We start from the raw sequence: 22,213 nt of genomic DNA on the forward strand, positions 1-22,213 counted from the left end.
TTATTCCCGCGCCTGCTGAATACCGTTCTGTTTCATCACCAGATTCTTCTCCTTCTTGTACTGCAAGGCGACTTCCGGCGCAGGGCCGCTCTGGCCTGTTTCCAGCCACCGGCGCAGGCGGCTGGCATCGGCGAAGTGTGTGTATTTGCCGAAGGCATCGAGAATCACCACGGAAACCTGGCGGTTAGCCATGGTGGTCAGCAGCACCAGGCAATGACCGGCCTGATTGGTGAAGCCGGTCTTGGTCAGCTTGATATCCCAGTTATCCTTGCGGACAAGGTGATCCGTGTTGCTGAAACCCAGGCTGTAAGTGGGTTTACGGAAGGTCACGGTCTTTTCCGGGGTGGTACTCAGTTCGGTGATCATCGGGTATTTGCGAGCGGCCATGATCAGCTTGGTGAGGTCGCGAGCCGTGGACACGTTATAGACCGACAATCCGGTAGGCTCGACATAGGCCGTATGCTTCATGCCCAGTGCCTTGGCCTTGGCGTTCATTGCCAGGATAAAGGCCGGGTAGCCGCCCGGATAACTGTGGGCCAGGCTTGCGGCGGCACGGTTTTCCGAGGACATCAGAGTAATCAGCAGCATGTCCTTGCGATTCATTTCGCTGCCCAGTTTGACGCGGGAGAACACGCCTTTCATTTCCGGCGTCTGGGAAATATTGACCGGAATGACTTCGTCCATCGGCTGCTTGGCATCCAGCACCACCATTGCCGTCATGAGCTTGGTGACCGAGGCGATCGGGACGATAACGTCCGGGTTGTGCGAATAAAGAACCTTGTCGGTCTGTACATCAATGACCAGTGTGCTGCCGGAAGCCAGATGAAGTTGTGATGGGTCCCGGTTCAGGGCTGCGGCTTCGTTTGCAATGGCATGGGCGGAAACTACAGGGCCTGTAAGTGCAAATAAAAGACCCAGAAGTGGCAGACGAATTTTCAAGAGCAAGGCTCACTCGATAAATGTGCGGTTTTGCACGTGGATATAGGAAAAACGCTGCATTTTAGGAGCGGACTTTGCTCAAAGTCGATGGGGTGAGTAGGGCGTTTCGTCAATTAATGCAGGAATTGTGGTTTTATTAAGTCGCTGTTAAGTAGGAAAGCCATGAATTGATGTTGTGCTTTCAATATTCGTGGTGTCGGAGGCTCGCACCGATTAGCATCCACGCCATCAATGGTCATCGATTTAAGGAAGCGTGCAATGCTCAAGGGGTTTATCGGCAAGGATTACGTTGTTCTGGTGATCGCTGCATCTCTGGTTGCGGTAGTGCTGCTTGTTACAGGCTTTTTTTCACGTCCTTCCGACTGGGCCGGCTGGGTCCAGGCTACCGCGCTGATTGTCGGCATGATGGTCGCGGTGGGTGTTCCAGGTATCCAGCGCAAGCAGGAAGCAGCCGTGGCTCACAGGCAACTGCGTGAGCGTGAAACCGGTTATGCCCGCCGTATTCAATACCTGTGCGGCGAGTTGACCGAACTGCAGGCCAGAACGAGCCTCAACCTCAGCCATTTGCGTGCCAGCGACCGTCATCGCCTGAAATACACCTTGCAGGATTATCTGCACCGCTTGTTCGAGTCCCATAAACAGGACTTGAACGATGATCGTGTAGTGCTCGCCTATGAATTGCGTCAGGTCGCCAATGACCTGATCGATGAGCTGGACAGCGGTCGCACTGATCGTGTCGTGTTCATTGCCCTGGAAAAGCGCCTGCAAAAACTGACTCATCGCTGCCAGGTGAATGCGGCGATGGCCGAGCGCGTCTGAGGCTTTTTCAGCCCTCATAAAAAAGCCCACATCAAAGGATGTGGGCAAGGGGATGTGCGGAGCAACGCACGAAGTTCGTTAAAGCCGGGTACTGCATTCAGCCGTTGAGCATGTTGCTTTCCAGTTTCTCGGAACTGGCCTTGGCTGCAGGCAGTGAAGCGAAAGGGCCGCTGACGGGCTCGCCGTTGTGCATCAGATACCAGCAGGCCAGCAGGCCGCGTTCTCTGAGTGTGGCTGGTACGGCGCTGCCAACTACTGACATGATCTGAACCTTGTTCATGGCTGTCTCCATCAATCGATGGCGCTACTTTACGCAGCCATCGTCTCTGGTAAAAATCATCGCTCTCGATAGTGGTCATTGATGAGCGCGAGGTTCCCAAGCCTTGACGCTCCACCCCCGACTCATGACAAAGAAACGAAAAACCCCGCCAAAGCGGGGTTTTTTGTGGGTTACCAGTGACCGCGTGGCGGGCCATAGTAGGCTGGCGGCGGTGCATAGCGACGGTAGTAGACCGGTGGCGGAGCCGGGTAGCGTTCCACAACCTCATAAGCGGGTGCCGGCTGGTAGTAAACCACTGGCGGAGGAGGTGGAGCGTAGTAAACCGGCTGTGGTTGAACATAGACCGGCTGGCGTTCTACATACACTGTCCTGTCACGACTGGACGAAACAGCCGCTCCAACCACGGCAGCGCCAACGATTGCGCCCAGTACGGCGGGCCCACCCCAGCCACGATCAGCGTTGGCTTGACCTGCCAGTGCCAGGGCACCAATAAACAAGGCAATTTTGGGGATATGACGAATCATGACTGTTCCTCGCTCTCAACCCGTTGTCGCGGGCCTGCATTACGCTCAAGCACTGCCACGGGATAACTCTAAGACATCGTAATTTGAGAAAACTGCGAAGCCGTTAGGTAAATTTTGTGTAAGGGGCTGGCGATGTTTTGTGTGGCTTGTCCATCGCGAATCTTGCCGCTGATTCTACGCCTGCTCCTCAGAGTTAATCCAATACCGTTTGGTAGGAAGGTGTGGAAACATCTGCCGGATGCCTTGTCATGCATCGACAAGCCTGTCGCGCAGAAACTCGATAAACCGCTGAGTTTTTGCCGGTAGCAAACGAGTTTCGGTCAGTGCGTAAACGGATACAGGAGAAGCGTGCCATTTCGTCAGGACCTGGCGTAATGTTCCGTTGTTCAAATCTTGTTCCGCGATCCCCTCTGGCAATAACGCAATTCCCATATCCAGCGATGCCAGGCGCCTGAGCATGCCTACGCTGTTGAGTTCAAATCGCCCGCCGACATCCACTTCCACGCTCTCTTCGCCAGTGGACAGCGTCCATCGATCTGCACCTGAACCGCGTAATCGCAAGCACTCGTGGTGGCTCAGATCCGAAGGTTGCTCAGGTTCGCCAGACATTTCCAGATATCGGGGAGAGGCATACAGGCCGCGCCGCAAACTTGCGAGTTTGCGGGCTATCAGGTTTGAATCTGCAGGCTCTCCCATCCTGATCACGACATCCACCGAGTCGCTGACCAGATCAACCTGACGCGGGCTTAGATCGAACTCAAAACCGATACCCGGATAAAGTCGGGCGAACTCTGCAATCAGTGGTGCCAGGTAGACAGTGGCGAAATCGACGGGCAGCGAAGCGCGGAGTATTCCGCTGGGCCGTGCCAGCATTTCCCCTAGCTGCTCATGGGCCAGACGGGCTTCATCGACGATCCGTTTACAACGCTCAAAGTACAGCTGACCGGCCTCCGTCGGCTCGATCTTTCGCGTTGTGCGGTGAAGCAGTCTCAGGCCAATCCCTTTCTCCAATTCACTTATGCGTCGCGACAGCGTCGAGTTTGGTATGCCCAGGGTTTCTGCCGCACGGCTGAAGCTGCGCGTCTTCACCACCTCTACAAACAGCGCCATATCGTTGAGATATTCCAATTAATTATCCCACTGATGGATTAGTGATTTCATTTTTACGGGGTTTATCCCGTATTAGGGTCTGATTAATCATAACCACATCACTTCTGAGGAGCACCGTAATGAATTCCCTTTTTTCGCAAGTCCAGGTCGGTCGCTACACCCTCTCTAACCGTATGGTCATGGCTCCGATGACTCGTTCACGTTCCGATGACACAGGCGTGCCATCCGATTTCGTTGCGACCTATTACGCCCAGCGTGCCACTGCCGGTCTGATCATCAGCGAAGGTGTTTTCCCTGTTGCGCTGGGCAAGGGGTACGTCCGCACTCCGGGTATCGAAACCGCCGAACAGGTCGCCGCCTGGAAAAAAGTAACCGAGGCTGTCCATGCCGGTGGCGGGCGAATCTTCATGCAGTTGATGCACTGCGGGCGTGTTTCTCACCCTTCGCTGTTGGCTGACGGCGCACAGCCGCAAGCACCTTCGGCAATCAAGGCAGCGGGCCAGACCTGGACTGCCACTGGTTTGCAGGATTTCGTGACACCCCATGCCCTGAGTCAGGCCGAGATCGGTGTCGTGATTGCTGGCTACCGTCAGGCGGCACGCCAGGCCATCGAGGCCGGCTTCGATGGCGTCGAACTGCACGCGGCCTCCGGTTATTTGCCAGAGCAATTCCTTTCCACAGGCAGCAACCAGCGTACAGATCGTTACGGTGGTTCGGTTGAAAACCGTGCCCGCTTTGTGATCGAAGTGCTGACAGCCATGGCCGATGAAGTGGGTAGTGATCGCGTGGGTATCAAGATTTCGCCTGAGATGAACTTCAACGACATCGTCGATGCAAACCCGCAGGAAACTTACACCTATCTGGTAGAGCAGCTTCGCGACCTCAAGCTTGCCTATCTTCATGTCGCCTTGTTCGGGGCCGATTTCGACTACCACGCTGCACTGCGTCCGTTGTTCGGAGGCAGCTATCTGATTGGCAGTGGCCTCACCAAAGAGAGTGCCGACGCCCTCATTCGTGAAGGCAAGGCCGATGCCGCTGTATTTGGCGGCGCGTTCCTGGCCAACCCCGACTTGCCCGAGCGTTTCCGTACCAGTGCCGAACTTAATGTACCGAACAAGGAGACTTTCTACTCGCCGGGTGCCGAGGGTTACATCGACTATCCCGCCATGTCCCGAAACGCATAAGGAGCGCAGCCATGTTAGCCACCGCTCGTTTGCAACGCATGAACCACGGCAGCCAGTTCCGGGCCTTCACACTGCGCGGCGATCAGTTTGCCAAACCTATCGATCCGTTTCTGGCGGTCGATCATGCCTGGATCAGTGGGCCTACTTTTCCGCCGCATCCCCATGCGGGGTTTTCAGCCGTGTCCTACCTGTTTCTGGATTCGGAAACAGGCATCGATAACCGGGATTCGCTGGGTAACCGCAACCTGATTCAACCCGGCGGGCTGCATTGGACGGCTGCCGGAGCGGGTGTGGTGCATGAAGAAATCCCTGCCGAAACGGGCAAGACCGTGCACATGCTGCAAATCTTCATCAACCTGCCGGAGGATCGGCAGGCGCAGGCACCTTTTGCCCTGAGCCTCGAAGCACGCGATGTTCCGGTTGTGCATTTGCCAGGCGCAAAGATACGAGTGCCGCTGGGTCGTTTCGAGAATGCTGTTTCGCCACTCTCGGTGCCGACCGAAGTGTGTGTGCTGGACATCTCCCTTGAGGAGGGTGCCGAAATCAATGTTCCTATCCCGGATGGCCATGTCGCGTTCGTGATGCCCATCGACGGCGATGTGTCCGTTGATGGCCAGGCTTTCAATCTTGTGGAGCCCCGGTTGCCGGTAAGTCTGCCGCAGAGTGCGGACCGGACCGTCACCTTGCGGGCCGGAAAAGGCAATGCCAAGGCCGTCGTGTTTTCCGGTGTCCCGCTCAATCAACCGGTGTACTGGCAAGGACCGTTGGCGCTTGCCTCATCGACTGCATTGGCAGCAGCCGTAAACGGCTACCAGAGCGGCGCATTCGGAACCCTGCAACCTCGATAACCAGACATAACAACCCCAAACCGGGGCCTCAGGCCCTAATCTTGCTGTCAGGAGAGTCAAATGAGCTACGAAAAATTCAGTGCCGACAATGCTGCCCTGTTGTTGATCGATCATCAGGTGGGGACGATGGGATGGGTTAAATCCATTTCATTCGAAGACATGAAACGCAATGCACTGATGCTCGCCAGGACTGCCAGCATTCTGAAACTGCCGGTCGTATTGACTTCCAGCATGGAGGAGTACGCCCAAGGTCCACTGCTCAGTGAACTGGAGCAGATCCTGCCTGCCGAATTCGCTTCACGAATCAAGCGCCTGGGCATCGTCAACGCCATGGACGATGAGAACTTTGCTGCTGCGGTCAAGGCGACAGGCCGCAAGAAACTGATCATCGCCGGTGTCACCAATGACGTTTGTACGGTCTATCCGGCATTGAGCCTGGTACGCGACGGCTTTGACGTGCAGGTTGTCGCCGATGGCGGTGGCTCACCTACCGTCATGGCGGACGACATCGCTTTGCGCAGGATGGATAAAGGCGGTGTGACATTGACCACAACCAACCAATTGATTGCCGAACTTGCTGGAAGCTGGGCGACACCAGAAGGTGGGCAGTTGGTGCAGGTGCTGATTGAGGCACTTCAAGGCTGAGGCCTTTTTAGAACAACAGGCAGGACCTCAATGTGAGGTTCTGCCTGTTGTTCAATACCCATGAAGCAAGTGTTTCAGGCAGTCATACCCGCGCGACCTTTCACTCCAGCCTCGCCAACCGCTCCTCAAGCGCCGCAATCCGTGCCTCAAGTTCATCAATCCGCTCGCTCGATGCAGATGCCGATACCCGTTCCGGCTGGTTTTGCCGTGCAGCCAGCAGTTCCTCCAGGTCGGCCGGATCTCCCAGTGAATGCATGTAGCGATCTTCCCGCTGGCCGGCCTGGCGTGGCAGCAGGGTTGCCAGGCCTCGGGCGATGAGGCGGTCCAGTTGGTGGACGACTTGTTCGCTGTCTTCGAAGTCGTGCATTCGGTTACTGCGTGTCAGCAGTTCGTTGGTGGTTTGCGGGCCACGCAAAAATAGCAGCCCGCTCAGGATCACTTGCGCGGGCACCAGTTCCAGATGCTTGTCGACCTTGTGTTCCCAGCGATCGGCGCGGCTGCCCATGACCAGGCGGGCCAGCCCAAGGTTTTCCAGGGCGCGCAGGCTTTGGCCAACCTGGCCCTGGGTCAGGTTCATCACCGGGTCGCGGCTGGTTTTCTGGTTGCAGGCAATGACCAGGGCGTTGAGTGTCAGCGGGTAGGTTTCAGGGCTGGTTGCCTGTTTTTCGATCAGGCAGCCGAGAATGCGTACTTCGGTGCTGTTGAGTTGCAGCGCTTGGGTGGCATCGGCTGATTCGGTTGAAGAGGGTTCGGTGGTCATTACGCTTTCCCTGAGCGATGGCGGGGTGTCAGCCTATGGGCTGCGCTGAATTATATCCAGTGCGCCGCTGGCTCGTTGTGTGGAATGGAAAAAGACTCGCCATCTTTCCTGAAGAGCATGTCTATAATTCCTGCTTTCACTCTCAGGATTTGTCATGTCTATTTCCCTGTACGCCGCTTCCGTTCCTGTATTCCAGCAAATGCTCAACGCGCTGAATGACGTTCTGGTCAAGGCCGAGGCCCACGCTACCGAGAAGAAAATCCAGCCTGAAGCCCTGTTGCAGGCGCGTCTGTTCCCGGACATGCTGCCTTTCACCCGTCAGATCCAGATCGCTGTCGACTTCGCCAAGGGCGCTTCGGCTCGCCTGGCTGGCGTCGAGATCCCAAAATACGAAGACTCCGAAACCACTTTTGCCGATCTGCAAGCCCTGATCGCCAAGACTCTGGCCTTCATCGGCAGCATCAAGGCGCAGGATGTCGACGGCAAGGAAGGTATTGAAGTCGTCCTGCGTCCTGGCACTGACAAGGAAAAACGCCTCAACGGCCAGGCTTATCTGTTGAGCTATGCCTTGCCGCAGTTCTTCTTCCATGTCACCACCGCTTACGACCTGCTTCGTCACAATGGCGTGGAAATCGGCAAGCGCGATTACATGGGCAAGTTTTAAGCTCAGTCGGTAAACAGCTTGTTTCGAGCACTCTCGGTAATGGCGACAATGCCGGGGTGCTTGACCTTGCGTTCGACGGTAATGGCATAGAACGACTCGGTGACTGATTCGGTCTGGCCAATGATCTGCACGTCATATTGGTTCTGCACTTCATCGGCGATCACGCTGGGGGCGACGAACACGCCGCTGCCGGATTTGCCGAAAGCCTTCATCAAGGCGCTGTCATCAAACTCGCCGATAATCCGCGGCTGGATTTTCTGTTCGGCGAACCAGCGCATCAATCTGCCGCGCACCACAGTGTCCTGCCCAGGAATCAATAGCGGTGCGCCATGCATGCTCTGCGGAAAGTCTCCCCACAGATTTTCAGCGACGCCTCGGGTCGCGAAGAAGCTGACACCGCATTCTCCCAGTTTCTGGTTGTAGCCTTTAATGTCCAGATGTGGTGGCATAGGGCTGTCAGAAATCACCATGTCCAGTTTCTGGATTGCCAGGTCGGCCAGCAGGCGTTCGAGCTTGTCTTCGCGGCAGGTGATGCGAATCGACTCTTCGAGTTCCATGGTGGGGGCGATCAGGCGATAGACGATGGATTTGGGGACGACATCTGCAACGCCGATGCGAAACAGGATCTGTTGCTCGTCGGGCTGTGAGCGCAGCATGGTTTCCAGCTCATTACCCAGTTGGAACATCTGTTCGGCATAGGGCAGTGCCAGTCGACCGGCTTCGGTCAGTTCCAGTTGCCGGCCTACACGGCGAAAGAGATCGACGCCCAGTGTCTCCTCGAACAGGCTGATCTGGCCGCTGATGGTCTGGGGCGTGAGGTTCAATTGTTCGCAGGCGCGCACGATACTGCCGGTCTTGGCCACGACCCAGAAATAGTGGAGTTGGCGATAGTTGAGCATAAAGATTGCCGATTCGGTAAAACCGAAGTATACACCTTGAAAAATCGAATTTTTCTGATGTTTCCATGTCCCTAGAATGCTTCGCTGACGCCGGACCAAAGGTGATGTCCGGCCTTGCTTATCGAGGGAAACATGATCAAACCCATTTACGCCGCATTGCTGACATGTTCGCTGGTTGTAATGGCGGGCTGTGACCAGGTTGAAACATCGACCAAACAGATTCTGGATACGGCTGCCAACACAGCCAAGCAGGCGATTGACGATACCCATGAAGCTGCAACCAAGGCGCTTGAAGATACCCGCAAGGATCTTTCGGTACTTGAACCCAGGAAACAGCCCGAGTCTCCCGAAGAGAAGTCTGGTAAAGAAATCTAACGCTTAATATTGGCTCAAGCAGGACACGATCTATGGAATACCTTTTGGAACTCGCTACAAGTCCCGCAGCCTGGATTGCCTTGGCCACGCTGGTGGTGATGGAAGTCGTATTGGGTATCGATAACCTGATCTTCATCTCCATTCTGACCAACAAGCTACCTGAGCATCAGCGGGCCAAGGCCCGTCGCCTGGGTATCAGTGCGGCCTTGATCATGCGTCTGGGCCTGCTCAGTACCGTGGCCTTCATTGTCCAGTTGACCGAACCTGTGATCGAAGTACTCGGCCAGGCGTTCTCCTGGAAGGACATGATCCTGATCGCGGGTGGCCTGTTCCTGGTCTGGAAAGCGACCACTGAAATCCATCACAGCATGGACAGCAAGGCCGAGCAGGAAAAGACCATCGGGTCTGCTGTGACGCTGAGCATGGGCGCGGCGATCTTCCAGATCCTGCTGCTGGACCTGGTGTTCTCCATCGACAGTATCATCACTGCGGTGGGCATGACCGAACACTTGCCGATCATGATTATCGCTGTGGTGTCTGCTGTGATCGTGATGATGGTGGCTGCCAACCCGTTGGCCAAGTTCATCAATGACAACCCGACGGTGGTGATGCTGGCGCTGGGCTTCCTGATCATGATCGGTATGACACTGATCGCTGAAGGTTTTGGTGCCCATGTACCTAAAGGCTACATCTACGCCGCCATGACGTTCTCGGCAGCGGTTGAGATCCTCAACATCCTGGCTCGCAAGGCCAAGCGTAAAAAGGCTGCTGCTGAAGCTGCCAACGCCTGATACCTGGGGCGGTAATGTAAAAAATGGTCGGCCCTGTAATGGGGCCGACCATTTTTCATTTCATGGACGGTAATCAGTGGGCTGTTGCAGGCTGTCTTTTTTCCAGCCGGACCACTGGGGTCGGTCGCACCGGACGAGGATGATGGCGGCGAGAAATTCGCAGAACTCCCCAAAGCATGGCACCTGCAACCATCAGCCATGCCATGATCAGCATCACGATTGTCATTTCCAGGCTCATAAGCGCCTCCGCATTTGCTGCATCTTCTTGCTGTCTGAATAACTGACAGTCTAGTCCCTCACATGTTTCGATTAATTGACGGCTATGATCGATTTGATCTATCCAGACACTCTGACTGCGTGAGAAGGCTATACCCATGCCTTGCGCGGCTCTATGATCGACGTCCGAGTCAGGTCGCGTGTTGCCTGACGCCAGTTGAAGTGAGTGAAAATGCTGCCGGTATCCTTTTTGTTCAACGCCGCCAGATCCCGGCGGTCATGGGTGATTGCCCTGGCACTGAGCCTGGCCGCCTGCGCTTCGATGGTCACCCCGCAAATCCAGCGTCTGCCGGATCGGGTCGAACTCAACTCCGTGCCGTTCTTCCGGGGCAATGCCTACCAAAGCGGGCCGGGCGCACTGGCGAGCATGCTGTCCAACCATCAGGTGCTGATTACCCCCGGCCTGCTCGACAAACCTCTGCAATTGCCGGGCGGCGAAGGCCGTCTTGAAAGCAGCATGCAGAACGTGGCGCGCCAATATGGCTTTGTGGTCTACCCCCTCGATGGCGAGCTGCACGCTCTGCTGGAGCAGGTTTCAGCGGGATATCCGGTGATGCTGCGCATGTCCGAAGGCTCGGCCTGGTGGAAAGGGCCTCGCTATGTCGTACTCGTTGGCTATAACCGCATCAAGCAGACGGTGCTGTTGCAGGCGGGCATGAACCGTCGGCAGATGATGAGCTTTGGCAGCTTCAGCTCTGCCTGGAAGGATGCGGGTAGCTGGGCTGTCCTGATTCAGGGGCCGAGGCAACTGCCTGCCAATGTGGATCAGCAGCGCTGGCTGAAAGCTGCCAATGAAGTGTCCCTGGCGGGACAGGAGCAGGCGGCGGGTGAGGCGGTCAAGGCGTTGGCGCGCCAGGGTGTTAAATAAGTTTGGCTTGGCAGAGTGAAAACCCCGAGATAGGCGGTTTTCACTCTGAAGCCGAGTATCAGAAGCCCAGCCTGTCGCGCAGGCTGTAATACCAGGCACCCAATGCCGTAAGCGGTGTGCGCAACAACTGGCCACCGGGGAAGGGGTAGTGGGGCAGGTCAGCGAATGCATCGAATCGCTCGGCCTGGCCGCGCAAGGCTTCGGCGAGCACTTTGCCTGCCAGGTGGGTGTAGGTCACGCCATGCCCGCTGCAACCCTGAGAGTAATAGATGTTGTCGCCCAGGCGCCCGACCTGCGGAAGTCGTGACAGGGTCAGCAGGAAATTGCCGGTCCATGCGTAATCGATCTTCACATCCTTGAGTTGCGGGAAGGCCTTGAGCATCTTGGGGCGAATGATGGCTTCGATATTGGCTGGGTCGCGGGCGCCATAGACCACGCCGCCACCAAAGATCAGGCGCTTGTCGGCGCTGAGGCGGTAGTAGTCCAGCAGGTAATTACAGTCCTCGACGCAGTAATCCTGAGGCAGCAGGGATTTGGCCAGCTCTTCGGTCAGCGGTTCGGTGGTGATCACCTGAGTGCCGCATGGCATCGACTTGGCCGCCAGTTCCGGCACCAGATTGCCCAGATAGGCATTGCCGGCCACGATGATGAATCTGGCGCGGACTTTCCCTTGTGCCGTATGCACGACCGGGTTGGCGCCACGTTCGATACGGATCGCCGCCGATTGTTCATGGATGACACCGCCAAGCGATTCCACGGCAGTCGCTTCGCCCAGCGCCAGGTTCAGTGGATGGATATGGCCGCCGGTCATGTCCAGCATGCCGCCGATATATTGCTCGCAGGCAACGACTTCGCGGATGCGGTTTTTATCCATCAGCTCCAGATGCGAATGCCCATAGCGTTCCCACAAACGCTTCTGAGCTTCCAGATGCGCCATCTGCTTGTTGGTCAGGGCTGCGAATACGCCGCCGTCCTTCAGGTCGCATTGAATACCGTAACGGGAAACACGATCTCGGATGATCGCCGCGCCCTCGAATGCCATCTGCCCCAGCAGTTGCGCCTGTTTGGGGCCTACGCTGCGCTCGATGACATCGATATCGCGGCTATAGCTGTTGACGATCTGCCCGCCGTTACGGCCCGAGGCGCCAAAGCCGACCTTCGCGGCCTCCAGCACGGTGACTCTGAAGCCATGCTCAAGCAGGAAGAGGGCGCTGGACAACCCTGTATAGCCTGCGCCGATGACGCATACGTCCGTCTCCACTTCACCCTGCAAGGTAGGACGTTCCGGGACCGGATTGGCTGATGCGGCGTAGTAGGACTGCGGATAGAGCGTGTTCGCCATCCTGAAGCTCCGTTTAAAATTCTTGACGAGTGCCGTGATCCTACCCCAGTTAAAAAACCTCTGCCAGCCACGGGATAAAACATATTTACCTGCGCAGCACCTAAAAGCGTTGCGAATTCATAGGCTTAGCTGAAAAAGAGATTGACAGGCCAGCCAATGTCCGTAGAATGCGCACCCACAGCAGGCACGTAGCTCAGTTGGTTAGAGCACCACCTTGACATGGTGGGGGTCGTTGGTTCGAGTCCAATCGCGCCTACCAGACAAATCCGCTCTGCTGGGCGGTGAAGAAGGGCGATCCGAAAGGGTCGCCCTTTTTTCGTTCGGCGCAAGCAGGTTTGAAAAGCGCTCGTGAAGTGCATGATGCCGGTTGCCTAGGGGTATTGCGCCAGAGCTTTATGTCTAGAGTCGGATTACAACATATATGGTGCTCTCCTTCTGAATGTTGTAATCGCTCAGGCTTCTCTGATCTTCAAGCTGTTTCCCGGCAAAGATAAGCCTCTGTGCTTCGGGGGAAATGCCAGATTTATCCTGAATCTTGCATTTCACGTTACTGATCGTATCTGAGGGTTCAACATCCAGTTCCCAGAGTTCTCCGGTCAATTTCTTTGCATAAATAATCATTTCGTCACCTGGCGTGAATGGCATAGGAGACGCGAACAGGAGTGCCTTGAACGTGTTCGTGCAGATAGCTACATTCGCTTGCGCGCGTGCGTACAGATTAAAAGTGGGGGGAAATGACGGGAACTGACAGAACTGTCAGCGCCGTGCGCTTTCAGACAGCTGGCTTGATGCCCTTGCCGGAGCTTGCGTCTGATGGCATGTGCTGAATTCAGAGCTAAAAATTTGAATATATCAGTGGGTTACTGCAAAAAGCCGTTGACACCTTTTTCAATATCCGTAGAATGCGCTCCCACAGCAGGCACGTAGCTCAGTTGGTTAGAGCACCACCTTGACATGGTGGGGGTCGTTGGTTCGAGTCCAATCGCGCCTACCAAACAAATCCGCTCTGCTGGGCGGTGAAGAAGGGCGATCCGAAAGGGTCGCCCTTTTTTCGTTCCTGAGAAAACGTTCACAAATTACAGGCAGTGTTCACAGAAGGCAACGTGAACAGAAAATTTGGCCAGTGGTGAGCGTTCACACATCATTCACAGTGACGTTCACACCAGCGTTCACACAAGAAATTGTGAACGACCTAGCCTAACCAATTGATTTCAAAGGCTGGAACACCTTCTTGTTAAGGTGGTGCTCATTGTTCGTGCCTCACAATGGCTAGCGTCTAACCAACTGAGCTACGTGCCTGTTGTGGGGAGTCAGCTAAGCGCCTATGGCATCCAAGTAACGCATGAGAGAAGCGAATAGCCAGTGCATGTGTCTGTCTGGTGGGAGAAGACATGCCCTGATTTTCTGTGACTGAGCACTATGAGCACTAGGGGTGGGGAGGGGGTGTGGGGCGTGGTGCTATCTATGCAATGCTACGTATTATTTTCTAGAAAAAACTCTGTAGCTGCATCTAGTGAAAATTAAGGAATTGAGAATGTTTAAGGGAATATATTGGGCTTGGAAAGGTAAGTCGTTCGGTAATGAAGTGGCAGATTATCTGGGTGTTAATCGTAGATTGTATCATGGCGCTATGGAAGAGGGTGGTTGCAGTCAGCACATGTTAAGGTTGTATCATTTGCGGTCTCAGGGTGTTGCTCTGGAAGAGGTTGCATACCATTCGTGCGACTATTTATCACTCGGTCTTCTTGGTTTAGAGCGTCGCTTCGGTAAGCAGAAACTTATTAGCCAGGCCCAAGAGAATATAAACCGATTTCTATTAGCTAAGGCTAATCTTGACTTACGTTCTTCTTGAGCGTATCTTAATGCCTTCGGCAAACGGGCCTGCCTAGCTTCACAGGTAAACTGTATGTCCCAGTAGGGGGCACCTCAATGTTAGTAATTTCATAGCGTAGCCTTCAATGGCGTAGTGGTGATATGACCGCTAAGAGGACAATGGGAGGATGGTTGGTAGAACTCCCCAGTGAGGCGTAACTGATACGTCGGCATATCCCCTCTGGCTTTGTTAGATGGGTAGGTACTGGTAGCTAAACTATCAGGCACAGCAGGTGTAAGCCCCTGTGAAGAACGGCCAGTGTGGAAACGCATTGAGCACCCTAAGAGGGCATAGGTACAGTTAGAGCTTAACGCTCTCTTTGATTCTACTATGCCTTTAATTCAAGGAGAGAATTGAATGCAAGAATCAACGCCTGAATTAACAAGACTTATATTGAAGTCAACTTCTGCATTCCACCCTTTAGGGTTGCTATGTAATTTTCTGCTACTTTCTACGATTATTGCATCAATCATGATTGCCATATTCAAAGGCAAGGTGGTAGGCGCTTTATTATTGGTGCTCTCAGCGTTTGTGATTCGAGCGATAGTCATGTGGGTGTTGAGGCTTTATCTGTTTCGTAAGTATAGATAGAAAAGTGGTGGTTGTGCTCTGAGGTTAATGCCTATCACCTCAATTAATAAATAATTCTACGGCTTGACTAGAGCCATACGCTTAACATCTGCATCAAACTCATTGTCTATCTTAGACTTAATATTAAGATACTTTTCTACGTCTGCTTTTTTAGGGCGTCCCACAGGTCGGGCCATACCAGCAAGCTTAAGCATTTCCTTCACTGCTACAACGTTACCATTGATAAGCTCAACCTTAAGTTGCTCCACCGACTTGTCAAACCAGTAGAGTCTATGTTCTTCTTTCCAGCCTTGAAACTCGGCATGGCTATCTAGAAGGGAGAGGCTTACGCCTATCTTCTCTGCTAGCTCAATGTGCGAGAAGGCTTCGATATATTCCTTCTTGTATGTTTCTTTAATATTCATTTTTTTCTCTTGAGGGTAGTGGTTGGCTTTCAGCAGGAGTCACTGCGTGACGGCAGAAGCAAGAGCACGCCACGGAGTGGCAACGCATCAAAGAGAAGGGCAAAGGCACTGGTAGGTGTTCCGCTTTTGATCTTTGTTTTAATGCGTGCTCTTTTCGGCTATGCCGAAGTTGCTTTTGATTTCAAGTATAAGGAAGTTGTTTGTAATGTATCTGAGAATAATTGATAGAAGGACTTGTCTTCTATTTATAAATCTTTAAGGGAGCGCCTCTGTAGGTCGCGTAAATCAAGGGCTAATTCTAATTTGGTGACAAAGAATTGCCATTTTCTTGTCACTAAACTTCTAGCCAGTTTTCTAGTAGTTTTCTCATTCGCTCGCTGGCTATCAGTAGATTCATATCGTTGTGTGTTCTGATTGAACCTCTGAATATGAATTGCAGGAGAAAGCCTAGGGCATATCTCTCTGAGTCAATCTCTATCCCCAATGTCTTGTAATGCTGGATGATGATTACGTTAGGGTAGATGTTGTATGCGTAGATGCAATTGATTCGATCTGCAAATTCATTGGTTGCTCTGGTGTTCCAAGGTATGAAGGTTCTATGTTTTGAATCGTCATTACCTTCTAGGTCAGTCTGCCAGCGCTTATGTGCCATTACTTTAAGTTTTTGGTAAGGAGAGGAGCCTATAGGCGCAGTCCAGAAATATGAGCCTTTAGGCATTACCTTCTGTCTGGTGTTCTCCAGGCTAGCCCCAAAGGTTTTTAGTGTTTCGTCACTTGCGTTCTCAAACCAAGAGTAAGAGAAGGTATGTGGTGCATACATACCCTTACTGTCAGTCTGTATGTCTAAAACTTTCTTAGGTGTATTGATGATTTTCAGTTTCTGCTTGATGATACGCTTTATCTCATTCTCAGAGCGTAGCTCGGTAGGGTAGTGATAAGCATATTCAAGGTCGTTGATCTTCAACCATGCAGCCATTAGGCTACCTTCAAACAGGTATGTCAGAATGGTAGTGGTCTTGGCTGCATTGATAACGCAAGGTGGTGTGCGCGCAATGAAGATAGTATCTCCATATAACCATAGGGAGCCTGCATCGCATTTGTTTTTAACTGACAGATCGCGGCCTTTATAGTTGGGGTATTTGAGGTGATTCCACTCAACCCTGCCATTTTCAGCGATGTGTATCATGCCAGCCTCAGCTAGCGCTGTAATGTCTTGCGGGTGATATTCCTTCCACACCTCAATCATGTCTATCGTTTCGTCTATGATTAGATGGTAGTCATTTTCGTAGATGATTTGGATAGTGTCCTTGTCTATGTCTTCAAACAGAGCATGGGTGCATGCAATGTTGTGACCACAGGAGAGAAGGGATTTTAAGTGAGAAGACTTGCTAAGGCCGCTGGTTCCGGGAGATTTAAAGTCTAAGTTTGGTAGCTCTAGCTGGATGCGTCCTTTGGTTTTGCCGTCTCCTACTTCTGATAGGTAAGGAGAAACGAATAGCCAGCGTTTTTCTTTGTTTTTCTTAATGTGGTCAAAGACCCAAGTGGTTTTGCCTGCACCGCATACAGCATCTATAATAGTTACCAAACTTTACTCTCTCTATGGTTTTTTATATGAGTAATCACACCTTGTAGTTAGGGCTAACTGCTGGTGCTTCATTAATATACTTCTCCGTCTGCCAAGTTAAATGGCCTACAGCTTGTAAAGACATTCGATGCTTTAGAGCTAATGCGTAGATAGCGTCAGGATTACCCTTGGCCGTCATTATTTCTCTAACTACCTTGCGCTTAATCTTAATGGGGATGATAGCTCTGAGGGGGGATTGGTAGTTAGGTATGAGGATGAAGTCTTCTTCTGAATTTAATTGAGCCATATCATGGCGCCTATGATAAGTATAGCTATGGTAAGTAAGATTATGCATGTTGCATGCATGATGATTGCTGTAATAGCCCAGCTTGTACCCGTATTCATTTCTTGGGCTTAAGTCTTTCTAGTTCGTCAACAACGTTGTGTAGAATAAAGGCTGTAGTAAATACACCTTCCAGCTCAGGGCGAGGATTGATGCAGAGGAAATTACCTCTCTGATTCATCTGGTATTGAACGCCCTTGTAGGTTTTAATCTCACCTACAGGGCTGTCGTTCTTCAAGGCAACAGCTTTAATAGTTTTCTCTAGCTCGGCCTTGCGATGTTCAAGGTATTGTCGCTCACCTTCTGATCGGTAACAGTTCATTGCTCAGCCCCCAGTCGTTTATAAATATTGGCTTTGATAGCCTTCATTGCGTCAGCTTGATTTTTTCCTGTAGCCGCTGGTCCGCTAATGATGCTTTTGTTTACACCTTGAAAATGTCCATTCTCGTCGTAGATGTTATTGTTAGGCTCGGTGTTCTTGCGTGTTTGTCTGGCTGCCTCAATGGCTGCTTGGGCATTAATCCCCTCTCGAATGAAAGGGTCATCTCTGTAGAGGCGCTGTAATGTTTGCTCTTTGATCTGTTTCATCATTGCTACAGCGTCCTTGGAGTTGTCAAGGCTTCGTAAAGTCTTAGGTTTCTCTGATAGCTGCCAACCTGAGTTCTTTGCAATCTCTTCGATTTCTTCGACACTGCGTCCAGTTTCTTGGGCAATGGTTACTAGGTCGTTGTGGGTATAATTCATACTGTGTTTCCTTCTTAAAATGTAATGGTCCGATACTGGAAAGGAGATGTTTGATTCGGTCCAGACTTTCTACGCTCTACCAGACCTGATTTAATCAGGTGTTTAATCACGCCTTCTACAGAGCGACGGGAGAGAGCAGATGCTACACAGAAGTCATTACCTGAGATGGTAGACCAACCTTCTTGGTCGGCTTGGTTACGCACCATCAAGTAGATGATCTTCCTTGGAAATGTATTAAGCTGCTGGTGTTGGATTGCTACAATCTGTTCAAGTGTTATGCTCATTGCTATTGTCTCTTTGGTTTTATGAAGGGCTCTCCTTGTTGTGTTTCCCATGGATGTCTAGAGTTTACGGCTCGTAATATTATCTGGGTGAAACCACAAGTTGTCTCTATCTCATAACTTTTATGAAAATAGAAGGCTGGGAGAGGTTGCTGCTCGGAGTTACAGTCTGGTTTGGTGTGGGAGTTGAGGAGGTGATTTTGTGATTTTAATAACTGTGCCTGATTTTTGGAGGGGTGCCTAAAAATGTAGCAGAGATATTTTCTCTACTAGTAATATACTAGAGTCGTTTTTTAGGAAATTTCCTGCATGGAAAATCAAAAATATTTTTCAATGACGGTAGCTCAAGCATACTCATGGTGAGTTTGTTGTGGTATGGCTGGTGCCTATAAGTAAGCCTGTTGGGGAGGTGCTGTGTATAAAGTTATAGTCTGGCGAGGGCGGTTCCTTACGCCTCGCCAGAGGGCTTGTAAGGGCTCAATCAATTAGATGGAGAACGTCCTTGGCATTCAAGTGAGAGTATCTGGCTACCGATCTCGTATCTCTGTGCCCCGACACAATCATTATCTGAGCATTGTTAAAACCTTTCTTGGCTACATTGGTTATTCTTGTATGTCTCAATTGGTGCAGTCTTACACTACTGTCTAAGTTGGTTGCGATACGTGCCCGCCTGATAGCCTGTGAGACGCTACGGGGCGTTACAGTGAATAACCTTCCTTTGGGTATGCGCTCAGCTACAGCACGCCTCATAGCTTCTCTGAATAGCTCTACAGCACGAAAGGTAAGAGGAACAGAGCGTGTCCCATTTTTCCCATCTACAACATCCGCTATACGTTGATCCAGATGCAAGCAGTTAACTGTCAGCTTCAATATCTCCGAACGCCTCATGGCTGTTTCATATGCGAGTTCAGCTATCAACCCCATGGTAGGTGACAGCTCATTGAGGATTATGTGTAGCTCACCAGTGGTCACTACCTTGTCACTCGACTTTCCTGGCTTTGGCAGGACTATTTCCTGTACGGGGTTAGCTATGTCTATCAGCAAGCCCCGCTTTGCATATTTGAAGAACCGAGAGAGGAACGCTAGCTGATGCCTACAGGTAGCAGCCTTCACTGTCTGTAAGCGTCTCAGCTTGAAGTCATTAATCATTTGAGGGGTGATTTCATGGATGGGCTGGGGGAAGGCTTGAGCAAGCTGCTCAACAATCTGGATGGCATGGTCATAGCTGCCCTTGCCCTTGAGGTGGGACTCACAATAGGTCATGCCTAGCGTGAGTATGGTGTGATGCTTGTGGTCCTTGTGAATCGCTTCCTGTTTGTCAGCCCATGCCTGAGCCTCAGCTTGAGTAGGGAAGGTGGCTGATTGAGCAGGTCTGCCCTTGATACGTACCTGAGCATTCCAGTTACCAGAAGGAAGGGAACGGATGTTAGCCATATTTGACGCCTCATAGTGTGAATGGGCGTTCTCTCAGGGCCTAGAACCACAAGGGCTATAGACAGCAGGCTGCCTTCTTGACATGGTGGGGGTCGTTGGTTCGAGTCCAATCGCGCCTACCAAACAAAATCCGCTCTGCTGGGCGGTGAAGAAGGGCGATCCGAAAGGGTCGCCCTTTTTTCGTTTGCGCAGATTGAAACCCGACCCTATTTGGGCCGGGCAAACGATTTGACGATGGATTTGGTCGCTGTGCTTGCCTTGAGGTCGCTGATGTTTCCAGTCGCGAGCCATTTGCAGGCGGCAATCTCGTTCCGTGGCGAGGGCTCGCTGGAGGAGGGGATCACGGCTGTGAATATGTGGTGAATGACCCGATCCTTTTCGTATTCATCCACATACATGAGGTCCAGGTTTTCAAGGCCCGTTTCCTCACTCAGTTCGCGCACGGCTGCCTGGGCTGGCGTTTCTCCCGCTTCGATCCTGCCGCCGGGCAATGCCCATTTCGATTTTGGTTTGCGAACGTAGAGGATCTGGTCGTCACGCTTGCAGATGACTGTTGCTCGTTCTTTCATCTTTCCACCTGTTAACGTCCAGTCATTCTTGATATCTGCACGCTTGCCCTGAAACTTGAATCTGTTGAGATAACAGATATCAATGTCATAAAAATGTAATAAAAAGTTAATTTTTCACCAAGCACAATCGGTGCCAGAACGCTTGTTGAAAAAAGAATAGCCGGGTCATGACGAAAGAGCCCGGCGCAGGACCGGGCTCTTGTCAGGCAGTGGGGGGCTTTTACATGAAGTCGGACACAGGGATATCCTGCGCCATTTTGCGGTAGGTTTTTTCATCGGTGGCAGCGAGCAGGCTTCTGCCGTCCTTGAACGTTGCTACAAAGGTTATTTCTTTCTCCTCGCTCGCCAGGAGCATGCCAGCGGCAGCTCCCACGGGACCTAGCATCAATGCGCCTGCCAGACCGAATCCGATGGTGTCATCCATTTTCCTGTTTGACGCTTTGCTGGCAATTTCCACTGACTTGATTTCGTTCTGCTTGAAACAGATTCCAGGCCATGGAAAGAGGGGGGTTACAAGAGTAATGGTGCCAGAGCGGTATTCCCCATTACCTTGAAGAAAATCACCCGCTAAAACATTGATCTTAGCCATGTGTGTTTCCCCGTCGTTTCATCCAGCACCTATTGCGCGCCCCATAAAAGGGCGTGTCAACAGCGGGAAGTGATGGATAAGGGCTTTATGATGAATGGTTTGAGGAAGCGTGCAGTTATTTGCAGCAAGATATTTCAATGATGAGGTTTGTTGTTTAAATGCGCTGAATCGAGACTTTTTGTCATATGGCCCTGATGATAAAACAGGCTGCCCGATCCTGTCGGACAGCCTGAATGTCCGCTATCAGGCAGCAGACGCTTCCTGCTTCAGAGTGGCCATGTCGATCACGAAGCGATATTTCACGTCACCCTTGAGCATGCGCTCGTAGGCGTCGTTGATGTCCTGCATGGCGATGATTTCGATATCCGAAACGATGCCGTGCTCGGCGCAGAAATCCAGCATTTCCTGGGTTTCCTGAATGCCGCCTATCAATGAACCGGCCAGGCTGCGGCGCTTGAAGATCAGCCCGAACACGGCCGGTGATGGGTGAGGCTCCGCAGGGGCGCCGACCAGCGTCATGGTGCCGTCACGCTTGAGCAATCCCAGGAAGGCATCGAGATCGTGAGGTGCAGCGACGGTATTGAGAATGAAGTCCAGGCTGTTGGCCTGTGCTGCCATTTCGGCAGGGTCTTTGGAAACCACGACTTCATCGGCGCCCAGGCGCAGGCCATCTTCACGCTTGTTGGGCGAGGTGGTGAACAGCACCACATGCGCGCCCATGGCGTGGGCAATCTTCACGGCCATATGACCCAGCCCGCCAAGGCCGACGACACCGACCCGTTTTCCTGGCCCGACTTTCCAGTGGCGCAGCGGTGAGTAGGTGGTGATGCCTGCACAGAGCAACGGAGCGACAGCAGCCAGATTGTCGCTGTGGGAGATGCGCAGGACGAATTTCTCCTTGACGACGATATTGTCGGAGTAACCGCCAAAGGTGTTTTCGCCACCAAAGACCGGGCCGTTATAGGTGCCGGTAAAACCGTTCTCACAGTATTGTTCTTCACCTTCAGCGCAGGAGGCGCAGTGTTGGCAACTGTCGACCATGCAGCCGACGCCCGCCAGGTCTCCTACCTTGAAGTTCTTGACGTCGGCACCCACAGCGGTGACCCGGCCAACGATTTCATGGCCCGGCACCGAAGGGTAGAGCGTGTTGTGCCATTCGTTGCGTGCGGTATGCAGGTCCGAGTGGCAGACGCCGCAGTACAGAATATCGATCTGCACATCGTCAGCACCTGGGGTGCGGCGTTCGAAGCGGTAAGGTTTCAGGGTGTCGGACGGTTCTTTTGCGGCGTAGCTGTATGTCTTGACCACTGCGATCACCTTTGGAGTGGGGTTGAAAGAAACCGGAAGCCAGCATAGCTGTTGATCAGGCTTCGAGTATTGCAATGTGACCGGGTTTGACTTGCTGAATGAACCGATAGTGCCGGTCGCCGTCAGCTTTTCTGATGGGCTGAGGCCTTGATACGCTCGGTAATACGTATTTTCTTGTGTTCAATCACA

At 52.6% G+C, this 22,213-nt stretch carries 29 protein-coding genes and 2 tRNA genes; 11 read left to right on the plus strand and 20 right to left on the minus strand.

The genetic code is table 11. The features are described 5' to 3' along the window. Positions 1-945, minus strand: a complete 945-nt coding sequence (gene pbpG / locus Q6A51_RS01935; RefSeq protein WP_304574000.1) for a D-alanyl-D-alanine endopeptidase — start codon at positions 943-945, stop codon at positions 1-3. Positions 946-1,197: 252 nt separating this feature from the next. Here pbpG and Q6A51_RS01940 point away from each other — a divergent pair, with 252 nt between their 5' ends. Beyond that, the gene (locus Q6A51_RS01940; RefSeq protein WP_201017540.1) at positions 1,198-1,758 is read left to right on the plus strand and encodes a hypothetical protein; all 561 of its coding nucleotides are present in this window, start codon (positions 1,198-1,200) and stop codon (positions 1,756-1,758) included. A 97-nt stretch (positions 1,759-1,855) separates the two neighbouring features. On the opposite strand, the gene Q6A51_RS01945 is transcribed toward Q6A51_RS01940, so the two are convergent. From Q6A51_RS01945 to Q6A51_RS01955, 3 genes are all read right to left on the minus strand, one after another. Then, on the minus strand, positions 1,856-2,038 hold the full coding sequence (locus Q6A51_RS01945) for a hypothetical protein (RefSeq protein ID WP_201019531.1): 183 nt from the start codon (positions 2,036-2,038) through the stop codon (positions 1,856-1,858). Positions 2,039-2,208: 170 nt separating this feature from the next. Continuing rightward, positions 2,209-2,562 (minus strand): hypothetical protein, encoded by a 354-nt coding sequence (locus tag Q6A51_RS01950; RefSeq protein WP_025259829.1) that lies wholly within the window; start codon positions 2,560-2,562, stop codon positions 2,209-2,211. Positions 2,563-2,808: 246 nt separating this feature from the next. Further along, positions 2,809-3,690 carry a LysR family transcriptional regulator gene (locus Q6A51_RS01955; protein WP_304574001.1) on the minus strand — a complete coding sequence of 294 codons (882 nt, stop codon included), beginning with the start codon at positions 3,688-3,690 and terminating at the stop codon, positions 2,809-2,811. Between the two features lie 101 nt (positions 3,691-3,791). Here Q6A51_RS01955 and Q6A51_RS01960 point away from each other — a divergent pair, with 101 nt between their 5' ends. From Q6A51_RS01960 to Q6A51_RS01970, 3 genes are read left to right on the plus strand one after another with little or no spacing between them, the layout of a single operon-like run. Beyond that, positions 3,792-4,856, plus strand: a complete 1,065-nt coding sequence (locus tag Q6A51_RS01960; RefSeq protein WP_304574002.1) for an alkene reductase — start codon at positions 3,792-3,794, stop codon at positions 4,854-4,856. An 11-nt stretch (positions 4,857-4,867) separates the two neighbouring features. Next, positions 4,868-5,704: a pirin family protein gene (locus Q6A51_RS01965; protein ID WP_304574003.1), complete on the plus strand. Its 837-nt coding sequence runs from the start codon at positions 4,868-4,870 to the stop codon at positions 5,702-5,704. Between the two features lie 60 nt (positions 5,705-5,764). Beyond that, complete coding sequence (locus Q6A51_RS01970; protein WP_304574004.1) at positions 5,765-6,349, plus strand: isochorismatase family protein; 585 nt, start codon at positions 5,765-5,767, stop codon at positions 6,347-6,349. A 100-nt stretch (positions 6,350-6,449) separates the two neighbouring features. Here the strand turns inward: Q6A51_RS01970 and Q6A51_RS01975 are convergent, their stop codons facing one another. Continuing rightward, a complete protein-coding gene (locus Q6A51_RS01975) occupies positions 6,450-7,109 on the minus strand; it encodes a YceH family protein (RefSeq protein ID WP_304574005.1) in 660 nt (219 codons plus the stop codon). Positions 7,110-7,263: 154 nt separating this feature from the next. Between Q6A51_RS01975 and Q6A51_RS01980 the strand changes: the two genes are divergently transcribed. Further along, positions 7,264-7,773: a DUF1993 domain-containing protein gene (locus Q6A51_RS01980; protein WP_201001977.1), complete on the plus strand. Its 510-nt coding sequence runs from the start codon at positions 7,264-7,266 to the stop codon at positions 7,771-7,773. Between the two features lie 2 nt (positions 7,774-7,775). Here the strand turns inward: Q6A51_RS01980 and nhaR are convergent, their stop codons facing one another. Then, complete coding sequence (nhaR, locus tag Q6A51_RS01985; RefSeq protein WP_201019533.1) at positions 7,776-8,672, minus strand: transcriptional activator NhaR; 897 nt, start codon at positions 8,670-8,672, stop codon at positions 7,776-7,778. A gap of 132 nt (positions 8,673-8,804) precedes the next feature. Here nhaR and Q6A51_RS01990 point away from each other — a divergent pair, with 132 nt between their 5' ends. After that, positions 8,805-9,047, plus strand: a complete 243-nt coding sequence (locus Q6A51_RS01990; RefSeq protein WP_201001980.1) for a hypothetical protein — start codon at positions 8,805-8,807, stop codon at positions 9,045-9,047. Positions 9,048-9,079: 32 nt separating this feature from the next. Continuing rightward, positions 9,080-9,838 (plus strand): TerC family protein, encoded by a 759-nt coding sequence (locus Q6A51_RS01995; protein ID WP_201019535.1) that lies wholly within the window; start codon positions 9,080-9,082, stop codon positions 9,836-9,838. A 73-nt stretch (positions 9,839-9,911) separates the two neighbouring features. On the opposite strand, the gene Q6A51_RS02000 is transcribed toward Q6A51_RS01995, so the two are convergent. Together Q6A51_RS02000 and Q6A51_RS02005 are read right to left on the minus strand one after the other, a co-directional pair. Next, a complete protein-coding gene (locus Q6A51_RS02000; RefSeq protein ID WP_201019536.1) occupies positions 9,912-10,076 on the minus strand; it encodes a hypothetical protein in 165 nt (54 codons plus the stop codon). A 128-nt stretch (positions 10,077-10,204) separates the two neighbouring features. Beyond that, entirely contained in the window at positions 10,205-10,384 is a 180-nt protein-coding gene (locus Q6A51_RS02005) for a hypothetical protein (protein WP_236124047.1), read from the minus strand. Between the two features lie 7 nt (positions 10,385-10,391). Here Q6A51_RS02005 and Q6A51_RS02010 point away from each other — a divergent pair, with 7 nt between their 5' ends. Continuing rightward, positions 10,392-10,982 carry a peptidase C39 family protein gene (locus Q6A51_RS02010; protein WP_374063445.1) on the plus strand — a complete coding sequence of 197 codons (591 nt, stop codon included), beginning with the start codon at positions 10,392-10,394 and terminating at the stop codon, positions 10,980-10,982. Positions 10,983-11,040: 58 nt separating this feature from the next. Here Q6A51_RS02010 and Q6A51_RS02015 read toward each other — a convergent pair whose 3' ends face one another. After that, positions 11,041-12,324: an NAD(P)/FAD-dependent oxidoreductase gene (locus Q6A51_RS02015; protein WP_304574006.1), complete on the minus strand. Its 1,284-nt coding sequence runs from the start codon at positions 12,322-12,324 to the stop codon at positions 11,041-11,043. A 182-nt stretch (positions 12,325-12,506) separates the two neighbouring features. Between Q6A51_RS02015 and Q6A51_RS02020 the strand changes: the two genes are divergently transcribed. Further along, positions 12,507-12,583, plus strand: a tRNA-Val gene (locus Q6A51_RS02020). A 140-nt stretch (positions 12,584-12,723) separates the two neighbouring features. On the opposite strand, the gene Q6A51_RS02025 is transcribed toward Q6A51_RS02020, so the two are convergent. Further along, complete coding sequence (locus Q6A51_RS02025) at positions 12,724-12,945, minus strand: ubiquitin-like protein (RefSeq protein ID WP_025259836.1); 222 nt, start codon at positions 12,943-12,945, stop codon at positions 12,724-12,726. A gap of 296 nt (positions 12,946-13,241) precedes the next feature. Between Q6A51_RS02025 and Q6A51_RS02030 the strand changes: the two genes are divergently transcribed. Further along, a tRNA-Val gene (locus Q6A51_RS02030) sits at positions 13,242-13,318 on the plus strand. A gap of 540 nt (positions 13,319-13,858) precedes the next feature. Beyond that, positions 13,859-14,176, plus strand: coding sequence for a hypothetical protein (locus tag Q6A51_RS02035; RefSeq protein WP_201019539.1), 318 nt, complete (start codon positions 13,859-13,861; stop codon positions 14,174-14,176). Between the two features lie 668 nt (positions 14,177-14,844). On the opposite strand, the gene Q6A51_RS02040 is transcribed toward Q6A51_RS02035, so the two are convergent. From Q6A51_RS02040 to Q6A51_RS02085, 10 genes are all read right to left on the minus strand, one after another. After that, a complete protein-coding gene (locus Q6A51_RS02040) occupies positions 14,845-15,192 on the minus strand; it encodes a hypothetical protein (protein ID WP_122321275.1) in 348 nt (115 codons plus the stop codon). A gap of 334 nt (positions 15,193-15,526) precedes the next feature. Next, positions 15,527-16,777, minus strand: coding sequence for a hypothetical protein (locus Q6A51_RS02045; protein WP_122321277.1), 1,251 nt, complete (start codon positions 16,775-16,777; stop codon positions 15,527-15,529). Between the two features lie 34 nt (positions 16,778-16,811). After that, entirely contained in the window at positions 16,812-17,063 is a 252-nt protein-coding gene (locus Q6A51_RS02050) for a hypothetical protein (protein ID WP_122321279.1), read from the minus strand. A gap of 94 nt (positions 17,064-17,157) precedes the next feature. Beyond that, the gene (locus Q6A51_RS02055) at positions 17,158-17,421 is read right to left on the minus strand and encodes a hypothetical protein (protein WP_122321281.1); all 264 of its coding nucleotides are present in this window, start codon (positions 17,419-17,421) and stop codon (positions 17,158-17,160) included. Beyond that, positions 17,418-17,843: a hypothetical protein gene (locus Q6A51_RS02060; RefSeq protein ID WP_122321283.1), complete on the minus strand. Its 426-nt coding sequence runs from the start codon at positions 17,841-17,843 to the stop codon at positions 17,418-17,420. The genes Q6A51_RS02055 and Q6A51_RS02060 overlap by 4 nt, the downstream gene beginning before the upstream one ends. A 14-nt stretch (positions 17,844-17,857) precedes the next feature. Beyond that, positions 17,858-18,127, minus strand: a complete 270-nt coding sequence (locus Q6A51_RS02065) for a hypothetical protein (protein ID WP_122321285.1) — start codon at positions 18,125-18,127, stop codon at positions 17,858-17,860. Between the two features lie 474 nt (positions 18,128-18,601). Then, entirely contained in the window at positions 18,602-19,558 is a 957-nt protein-coding gene (locus Q6A51_RS02070; protein WP_122321287.1) for a tyrosine-type recombinase/integrase, read from the minus strand. A 206-nt stretch (positions 19,559-19,764) separates the two neighbouring features. Then, positions 19,765-20,127 carry an NUDIX hydrolase gene (locus tag Q6A51_RS02075; RefSeq protein WP_025259837.1) on the minus strand — a complete coding sequence of 121 codons (363 nt, stop codon included), beginning with the start codon at positions 20,125-20,127 and terminating at the stop codon, positions 19,765-19,767. Positions 20,128-20,347: 220 nt separating this feature from the next. Further along, complete coding sequence (locus tag Q6A51_RS02080; RefSeq protein WP_201019540.1) at positions 20,348-20,716, minus strand: hypothetical protein; 369 nt, start codon at positions 20,714-20,716, stop codon at positions 20,348-20,350. Between the two features lie 243 nt (positions 20,717-20,959). Continuing rightward, a complete protein-coding gene (locus Q6A51_RS02085) occupies positions 20,960-22,024 on the minus strand; it encodes an NAD(P)-dependent alcohol dehydrogenase (protein WP_201001996.1) in 1,065 nt (354 codons plus the stop codon). Positions 22,025-22,213 lie beyond the last annotated feature (189 nt).

It is taken from the genome of Pseudomonas serbiensis (genome assembly GCF_030580745.1).
Classification (GTDB): Bacteria; Pseudomonadota; Gammaproteobacteria; order Pseudomonadales; family Pseudomonadaceae; genus Aquipseudomonas; species Aquipseudomonas serbiensis.

What these genes read in the sequence shown, in the direction of transcription:
- Q6A51_RS02025 (WP_025259836.1), bottom strand. Translation starts at nt 12,945, where the DNA reads ATGATTATTTATGCAAAGAAATTGACCGGAGAACTCTGGGAACTGGAT.
- Q6A51_RS01995 (WP_201019535.1), top strand. Translation starts at nt 9,080, where the DNA reads ATGGAATACCTTTTGGAACTCGCTACAAGTCCCGCAGCCTGGATTGCC.
- Q6A51_RS01970 (WP_304574004.1), top strand. Translation starts at nt 5,765, where the DNA reads ATGAGCTACGAAAAATTCAGTGCCGACAATGCTGCCCTGTTGTTGATC.
- Q6A51_RS02075 (WP_025259837.1), bottom strand. Translation starts at nt 20,127, where the DNA reads ATGAAAGAACGAGCAACAGTCATCTGCAAGCGTGACGACCAGATCCTC.
- Q6A51_RS01945 (WP_201019531.1), bottom strand. Translation starts at nt 2,038, where the DNA reads ATGAACAAGGTTCAGATCATGTCAGTAGTTGGCAGCGCCGTACCAGCC.
- nhaR (WP_201019533.1), bottom strand. Translation starts at nt 8,672, where the DNA reads ATGCTCAACTATCGCCAACTCCACTATTTCTGGGTCGTGGCCAAGACC.
- Q6A51_RS02055 (WP_122321281.1), bottom strand. Translation starts at nt 17,421, where the DNA reads ATGAACTGTTACCGATCAGAAGGTGAGCGACAATACCTTGAACATCGC.
- Q6A51_RS01940 (WP_201017540.1), top strand. Translation starts at nt 1,198, where the DNA reads ATGCTCAAGGGGTTTATCGGCAAGGATTACGTTGTTCTGGTGATCGCT.
- Q6A51_RS01965 (WP_304574003.1), top strand. Translation starts at nt 4,868, where the DNA reads ATGTTAGCCACCGCTCGTTTGCAACGCATGAACCACGGCAGCCAGTTC.
- Q6A51_RS02070 (WP_122321287.1), bottom strand. Translation starts at nt 19,558, where the DNA reads ATGGCTAACATCCGTTCCCTTCCTTCTGGTAACTGGAATGCTCAGGTA.
- Q6A51_RS02080 (WP_201019540.1), bottom strand. Translation starts at nt 20,716, where the DNA reads ATGGCTAAGATCAATGTTTTAGCGGGTGATTTTCTTCAAGGTAATGGG.
- Q6A51_RS01990 (WP_201001980.1), top strand. Translation starts at nt 8,805, where the DNA reads ATGATCAAACCCATTTACGCCGCATTGCTGACATGTTCGCTGGTTGTA.
- Q6A51_RS01980 (WP_201001977.1), top strand. Translation starts at nt 7,264, where the DNA reads ATGTCTATTTCCCTGTACGCCGCTTCCGTTCCTGTATTCCAGCAAATG.
- Q6A51_RS02060 (WP_122321283.1), bottom strand. Translation starts at nt 17,843, where the DNA reads ATGAATTATACCCACAACGACCTAGTAACCATTGCCCAAGAAACTGGA.
- Q6A51_RS02000 (WP_201019536.1), bottom strand. Translation starts at nt 10,076, where the DNA reads ATGAGCCTGGAAATGACAATCGTGATGCTGATCATGGCATGGCTGATG.
- Q6A51_RS01950 (WP_025259829.1), bottom strand. Translation starts at nt 2,562, where the DNA reads ATGATTCGTCATATCCCCAAAATTGCCTTGTTTATTGGTGCCCTGGCA.
- Q6A51_RS02050 (WP_122321279.1), bottom strand. Translation starts at nt 17,063, where the DNA reads ATGGCTCAATTAAATTCAGAAGAAGACTTCATCCTCATACCTAACTAC.
- Q6A51_RS02065 (WP_122321285.1), bottom strand. Translation starts at nt 18,127, where the DNA reads ATGAGCATAACACTTGAACAGATTGTAGCAATCCAACACCAGCAGCTT.
- Q6A51_RS02035 (WP_201019539.1), top strand. Translation starts at nt 13,859, where the DNA reads ATGTTTAAGGGAATATATTGGGCTTGGAAAGGTAAGTCGTTCGGTAAT.
- Q6A51_RS01975 (WP_304574005.1), bottom strand. Translation starts at nt 7,109, where the DNA reads ATGACCACCGAACCCTCTTCAACCGAATCAGCCGATGCCACCCAAGCG.
- Q6A51_RS02015 (WP_304574006.1), bottom strand. Translation starts at nt 12,324, where the DNA reads ATGGCGAACACGCTCTATCCGCAGTCCTACTACGCCGCATCAGCCAAT.
- Q6A51_RS01960 (WP_304574002.1), top strand. Translation starts at nt 3,792, where the DNA reads ATGAATTCCCTTTTTTCGCAAGTCCAGGTCGGTCGCTACACCCTCTCT.
- Q6A51_RS02040 (WP_122321275.1), bottom strand. Translation starts at nt 15,192, where the DNA reads ATGAATATTAAAGAAACATACAAGAAGGAATATATCGAAGCCTTCTCG.